At 66.9% G+C, this 4,759-nt stretch carries 2 protein-coding genes and 1 pseudogene; all 3 read left to right on the top strand.

The window, feature by feature from the left end; all coding sequences use genetic code 11:
- On the top strand, window positions 1-617 hold a 617-nt coding region (locus GM79_RS01030; protein WP_035557807.1), incomplete at its 5' end, for a sensor histidine kinase.
- 3 nt (window positions 618-620) lie between these two features.
- Window positions 621-2,984 carry an ATP-binding protein gene (locus GM79_RS22575; RefSeq protein WP_051718343.1) on the top strand — a complete coding sequence of 788 codons (2,364 nt, stop codon included), beginning with the start codon at window positions 621-623 and terminating at the stop codon, window positions 2,982-2,984.
- A gap of 2 nt (window positions 2,985-2,986) precedes the next feature.
- Window positions 2,987-4,759, top strand: a pseudogene (locus GM79_RS25240) (histidine kinase dimerization/phospho-acceptor domain-containing protein); the annotation flags it as partial.

The raw sequence follows: 4,759 nt of genomic DNA, 5'->3' as shown, positions 1-4,759 counted from the left end.
GGCTGGAAGCCGAGCTGCTGGGCGACCTGCGGCAGAACCTGACCAAAATCACGCACCACGGGCGGCGGGCGGCGGCCATCGTCAAGGGCATGCTGGAGCACTCGCGCACCAGCACCGGCGAGCGGGCCCCGACCGACCTCAACCGCCTGGCCGAGGAGTACCTGCGCCTGGCCTATCAGGGCCTGCGGGCCAAAGACAAAAGCTTCAACGCGAAGCTGGAAACCGACTTCGCGCCCGGCCTGCCGCTGGTCGAAGCCGTCGGGGCCGACCTGGGCCGGGTGCTGCTCAACCTGTTCGGCAACGCTTTTTACGCCGTGCAGCAGCGCCAGCAAGCGGGCGAGGCGGGCTATGCGCCCACCGTCAGCCTCTCGACCGAACGGGTGAACGGGCAGGTAGAAATCCAGGTGAGGGACAACGGCACGGGGATGCCACCGGAGGTGCAGGCCAAGATATTCCAGCCCTTCTTCACCACCAAGCCTACCGGCGAGGGCACCGGCCTGGGCCTCTCGCTGAGCTACGACATCATCAACAAGGGCCATAACGGCACGCTGCAAGTCGAAACCGAAGAAGGAAAAGGCACCACGTTTACGATTTGCTTACCTATTTCCCCCGTTTAGTCGATGCACGCTTATCTACCTCCCCTGCTGGGTGGCCTGGCCCTATGGCTGCTCCTGCTGAGCCCCGCCGTGCGGGCCCAACCCAGCCCGGCCGACAAGGTGCAGTTCCAGCGCCGGTTGCGTACCATCCGCTTCGACCACCGCTACTGGGACGCCCCGGCCGATTCGCTGCTGCGCGTGCTGGCCAGCCAGCGCGTGGACTCGCAGCGCCTGCAAACCCTGGAGCACTTGCTGGATACCGGGACCCGAAACGCCAACGAAACGCGACAGTACGCGGCCTTGCTGACCGAAGCGCTGGCGCTGGCCAACCAGCTGCACTACCCCGAGCGCGTGCCGCTGCGCCAGCTCGCCTATTACAACCAGTTCTCCAAAGCCGCATCGCCGGACCAGCGAATGCTGCTCGACACGCTGCGTGCGGCGCTGACGTATTACGCTGCGCTGGGACCCGTGCCGCAGCCCTTGCTGCTGAATAATATTTCGCGGAGCTACATAACGCTACGGCAGCCGGAAGCCAGACGGGCGTTTTTTCAGCGCCAGCTCGCCTATTACCAGCAGCACGGACCCGTGCAGAACGTGGCCATGTGCTACCGCGCCCTGGGTGCCCACTACAGCGCGCGGGGCGACTACAATCAGGGCATCAGCTACCAACTGCGGGCCGCCGAGCTGTTTCGCACTTATTCCAATTATTGGTATTACAACGAGATTGGCCTCATTGGAGGGACGTACGCTGAGTGGGGCAACGGAGCCCGCGCCTTGCCTTACCTCCAGCAAGCCGTTCGCTGGCCGGGCACTGGCCCCAGTAACTGGGCCTATCTGAACCGCAAGATTGTCGGCGTCTACCAGCGGCAAGGGCGCTACCCCGAGGCCCTGCGCTATACCGCCATTGCCCTGCGCCCCCGCACGCCTACCGACACGGTTGCGGCCGCCGACCAGGCCTTGGGCCTGGTGCAGCAAAGCGCGGTGCTATTGGCCCTGGGCCGGGTGGCCGCGGTTGCCCCCTTGTTACAGCGGGCCCAGCACCTGGCCGACTCGTTGCGGCTACCCCTGTACTCGGCTGGGGGAAACTACGAGTTGAACGCGACCTGGGCCCGCTATTACACGGCCACGGGCAACTATCCGCGTGCCGAGGCCGCCTGGCTGGCCGCCTACCGCCAGGCCCAGCAAGAGAATCGCAAGTCTCTGCGCCTGGCTTACTTGCAGGGGCTGGCCCGCTTCTATCAGCAGCGTGGGCAGCCGGCCCGCGCCACGCCCTATGCCCTAGCCGCGCTGAGCCTGACCGACACGCTCGCCACGGCGCAGGCCGCCACCCGCGTGGCCCAATACGAGCTTACGCAGGCCGACCGCGCCCAGCAGGCCCGCCTCATCGGCCTGCGCCAGCAGCAAACGCGGGCCGCCGCCCAGGCCCTGCGTCAGCGTCGGGTACTACTCTATGTGAGCGCGGGGGTAGGGCTGCTGCTGGTGCTGGCGGGTGTGCTCTACGCCGCCTTCCGGCGCTCCGAACGCCTCACGCGCCTGGTCACGGCCCAGAAACAGGACCTGCAAACCCAGCACGATGAACTCGATGTCAGCTTGACGAAGCTGCGCACCACCCAGGCCCAACTGATTCAGAAGGAGAAGATGGCCAGCCTGGGCGAGCTGACGGCGGGCATTGCCCACGAGATTCAGAACCCGCTCAACTTCGTGAATAACTTCTCGGAGGTGAGCACCGAGCTGCTGGAGGAGCTGGAAGAGGAGCAGGCCCGGCCCGCGCGCGATGCCGGGCTGGAAGCCGAGCTGCTGGGCGATTTGCGGCAGAACCTGACCAAAATCACGCACCACGGGCGGCGGGCGGCGGCCATCGTCAAGGGCATGTTGGAGCACTCGCGCACGAGCACCGGCGAGCGGGCCCCGACCGACCTCAACCGCCTGGCCGAGGAGTACTTACGCCTGGCCTACCAGGGCCTGCGGGCCAAGGACAAAAGCTTCAACGCGAAGCTGGAAACCGACTTTGCGCCCGGCCTGCCGCTGGTCGAAGCCGTGGGCGCCGACCTGGGCCGGGTGCTGCTCAACCTGTTTGGCAACGCTTTTTACGCCGTGCAGCAGCGCCAGCAAGCGGGCGAGGCGGGCTACGCGCCCACCGTCAGACTCTCAACCGAGCGGGTGAACGGGCACGTGGCCATCCGGGTGACGGACAACGGCACGGGCATCAGCCCGGAGGTGCAGGCGAAAATCTTCCAGCCCTTTTTCACCACCAAGCCCACCGGCGAGGGCACCGGCCTGGGCCTGTCGCTGAGCCACGACATCATCACCAAAGGCCACGGCGGCACGCTCAGCGTGCACTCCACCCCGGGCGATTCCACCGAATTCCTCATCATCTTACCTGCTTAGCCGTGCCTTTTTTTCTGCTAAATCATTTGCTGCGCCCCCGCCGGGGCTGGCTGCTGCTGCTCTTAATCCTGCTTAGTGGCCCGCTGGCCGCCCAAACCACGGCCGCCCACCGCTACTGGGAGGCCGACGGCGACTCGCTACGGCGGGTGCTGGCTACGCAACGCGCCGACACGGCTCGCCTGCGCACGCTGCTGCATATCCACGACATAGGAGGTTATCGGTCACAGGCTGAGCTTGACACACTGAGCCAGGAGCTGATGCAGCTCACGCGGCGGCTGCGGCGGCCCGATGCCCGCGCTTTCCGCCTGGAATACGCGCTTTATCAACTAGCCAAAACCGACGCGCCACCCGCGCAGGGGCTCGACAGCGCCCAGGCAGTCGTGGAGGCCTTCGACCGCGCGGGCCGGCCCGCGCCGACGGTACTAGAGAGTGTTGGTTCTCTCTTCCGCCAACTCAACCAGTGGGCGACCCAGATTGCCTACTTCGAGCGCAAGCTGACCCAGTACCAGGCCCCAGGCAGCCCGGTGAACCGCGCCGTTTGTCACCATTATCTCGGAAGCCCTTACGCGCTCCAGGGCGACTACAACCAGGGCATCAGCCACTACCTGCGCGCGGCCGATGCCTACCGGCTGTTCAACCGGTATGAGCAGGAAAACGAGCTAAAAGTCGTGGGCAGCTTTTACGCCGACTGGGGCAACCCGGCCAAGGCCCTGCACTTTTCGCGGCAGGCGCTGGCCGTGGGGGCTGCTTTGCCCCGGCGCTTGGGCTTCGATAAAAACGCTTACACCTACTGGGGCATGGCCAAAGCCTACCGCCAGCTGCACGACTACCCCGCGGCCCTGCGCTCCGCCAACCAGGCCCTGGCCGGCATAGCGGCCGATACGACCCGCCGCTATGCCAGCCTGGCACCACAAAACCGAGCCTACGGGTTGGTGAACAAAAGCGCGGTGCTGCTCGATATGGGACGTGTCGCCGAGGCCGGGCTGCTGCTGGCACGGGCGCGGCAGCTGGCCGATTCGCTGGCGCTGGGCATCATCAACAGCCCCGGCGGCATTGTCGAGCTGGACGCAACCCAGGCGCGCTACTACGCTGCCCACGGCGAGCCGGCCCGCGCCGAAGCAGCCTGGCTGGCCGCCTACGAGAAAGCCCGCGCGGCCAGGCTCGTGCCGCAGCGCCTGGCCTATCTGCGCGGGCTGGCCGACTTTTATGCCCAGCGCGGGCAGCCGGTGCCCGCCGGCCGCTACGCCCGCCTCGGCCTGGCCCTGGCCGACTCGCTCAGCACTCAGCAGGGCGCCTTTCACGTGGCCGGCTACGAGGCCGAGCGCGCCGACCAGGCCCAGCAGGCGCGCATCCAGGGCCTGCGCCTGACCCAGGTGCAGGACGCCGCTCGGGCCCGGCGCCAGCGCTTGGTGCTGGGCGCCACGCTGGCGGGGCTGGCTCTGCTGGCCGGCCTGGGCTTCGTGCTCTGGCGCGCCAATCGCCAGAAGCAGCGGGCCAACGAGGAGCTTAACCGCCTCAACGAAGCCGTCACGAGCCAGAAGCACGACCTGCAGAGCCAGCGCGACCAGCTCGATGCTTCATTACGCGAGCTGCGCGCCACCCAGGCCCAGCTCATTCAGAAGGAGAAGATGGCCAGCCTGGGCGAGCTGACGGCGGGCATCGCCCACGAGATTCAGAACCCGCTCAACTTCGTCAACAACTTCTCGGAGGTGAGCACCGAGCTGCTGGAGGAGCTGGAAGAGGAGCAGGCCCGGCCCGCGCGCGATGCCGGGCTG

The sequence above is a fragment of the Hymenobacter sp. IS2118 genome, assembly GCF_000715495.1.
In the GTDB taxonomy this organism is placed as follows: domain Bacteria; phylum Bacteroidota; class Bacteroidia; order Cytophagales; family Hymenobacteraceae; genus Hymenobacter.
The sequence above is the reverse complement of the archived record's forward strand: the minus strand, read 5'-3'. Positions and strand labels throughout refer to the sequence as shown.

Bases quoted from the DNA above. Each gene is read 5' to 3' on its own strand.
- GM79_RS22575 (WP_051718343.1), top strand. From the start codon at position 621: ATGCACGCTTATCTACCTCCCCTGCTGGGTGGCCTGGCCCTATGGCTG.